The 2,148-nt window shown below is 32.8% G+C and carries 2 protein-coding genes; both read left to right on the forward strand.

Going from position 1 to position 2,148, the window contains the following annotated elements; genetic code table 11:
* The first annotated feature begins 472 nt into the window (after positions 1–472).
* A complete protein-coding gene (locus J1N10_RS20730) occupies positions 473–694 on the forward strand; it encodes a hypothetical protein (RefSeq protein WP_262328642.1) in 222 nt (73 codons plus the stop codon).
* Between the two features lie 134 nt (positions 695–828).
* Positions 829–1,962, forward strand: a complete 1,134-nt coding sequence (locus tag J1N10_RS20735; protein WP_262328643.1) for a TlpA disulfide reductase family protein — start codon at positions 829–831, stop codon at positions 1,960–1,962.
* Positions 1,963–2,148 lie beyond the last annotated feature (186 nt).

Here is a 2,148-nt window from a genome sequence, read left to right on the forward strand (position 1 = left end):
GGTAGAGTACCCAAAAATATTGATAAGTACTTGAACTAATAAATTACTGGTGCAACACACCGCTATAGCGTTTAGCAGTCCGGTTCCCTGCTACCCCTGCTACCGCACGAATCCTTTCGTGTGGTTTTGTTTAATAGGAACGCGAGAGGACTCGCGCACCCGCAAGAGTAATTTATATTTACCATTGTGCGCAATACTCAAAAACCATATGCAAATAGGAATTATGAGAACGCTAATAACAATCATTATTGGAGTCATTTTAATAATAGGATGTAATCCTCAAATGCCAGTAAGGAATTTTAATATTGAGTTGAGACATTTTTATAGTGCCGAAGGGTATACTTTATATTACAATGTCAATCAAGATTCATTACGAATTAAGTATAACTGTGATTTTTAAAATTGTAAAGACACTATAATATTTCAGATTGAATTAAACCAGAAATCGGTTTCAGATTTTTACTCTTTTATAATGAGATTAGATTATGATAGATTAGAAAGTCATTATGAAACAGATGGATTAGATGGACGTTGTACAGATATTAAAATAAGTGGAGATTCAATTGTAAGTAAAAATATTAGTCTTGTTCGATATCAACATAAAACGATAGAAAAATTAATAGATAAAGTGGATTTATTAATTCCTGATATTGAATATCGACTTTATAGATATAAATATGAAAAAGAAAAGTAAAGCCCCTTCTACCGCACGAGTACGATAGCTATCGTACCTTTCGTGTGGTTTTGCTAACAGGAACGCGAGAGGACTCGCGCACCAGCAAGGGGGTTGTGGCCCATTTCAAACCACATTGCAAAAAAATAAATAAAATGAGAAATGTATTTATACTATTAATGCTATCGCTTCTGAATTTTACCAATGTCATTGGACAGAACGAAAAGCAATATTACTTTGAATTGAATGGAACAATAAACGCAGATACTGGAAAAATCATACTTATCTTCTTTTCGGAATTTGTTTCCAATGATTTAAATGAATTGGAAGCTCCAATAGAAAATAATAGATTCTCATTCTCTGGATATATAACTGAACCACAGGGTGTATTTGTAATACTCGACAATCGATTTATGTCTTCAAACTTCATCCTTGATAAAGGGACACAATCGATTACACTGGTTACTGATTCTTCAAGAAAAGTACCCAATGTTGATAATCGAATAATGACTAATGACTATCCAAAATACAACGAATACTTTGGAGAATTAAGAAAGAAATGGGACAAATTTTATGGGAAGAGCGATAGCTTGCAAGTTCATTATAACTATAACATTCCAAATACAATCAACCTGAATTTAAAAAAAGAGGATGACTCTCTGCGTATTGAAGATAAGGAAATGTTACTGAAGTATTGTAAAAAGCACCCTAATTCCTTTTTTGCATTTTGGCGACTTGTTGACTTATTAAGATGGGGGTATGAACCAATATATGACTCAATTTATAACGCTTTATCTGAGGAAATAAAAGGAGGATATGCAGGAACTATTGTTTCCAAGAAGCTAAACGATGGTAAACTACTTACAGTTGGAGAGGAATTTCCGTTGTTGAAATGTAAAGGTTTAAATAATGAACCATTTAATTTAGATGTTTTTAATAAGAACTCTCTGACATTAGTTGATTTTTGGTTTAGCAGCTGTTACCCCTGTAGAGCACAGTTTAACAAATTAAGGAATTTGTATCACCAATTTAGTACACATGGGTTTGAGATAGTTGGTATATCAATAGACAAAGATTCTAATAGAGAGCACTTGATAGATGTAATTAAAAAAGATAAACTTGTTTGGAAACAATATTGGGATATTAATGGAAGAGAAACCAACCAACTTTCTATAAATGTTTTTCCAACAAACTTTTTAATTGATAGTAAAGGGGTAATAATTGCAAAAAATATTTCGATGGAAGAATTGGAGGTGTCTTTAAACAAAAGCTTGCAACAGGAAAATTAAACAACGGGCTATAACAATATGCATAATGCATAGCTTGCCGCAGGCGCAACACAAGCCACGCATCATGTACTAAACGTTGGCACCAGTACAACAAATGACCCAAACAAATACATATGAAAACGATAAGTCTAATTACCGCATTTATTTTTATCTATGTTCTACCTGTATTATCACAAATACCGACAG

Source organism: Carboxylicivirga litoralis, from assembly GCF_025499605.1.
Lineage (GTDB): Bacteria > Bacteroidota > Bacteroidia > Bacteroidales > Marinilabiliaceae > Carboxylicivirga > Carboxylicivirga litoralis.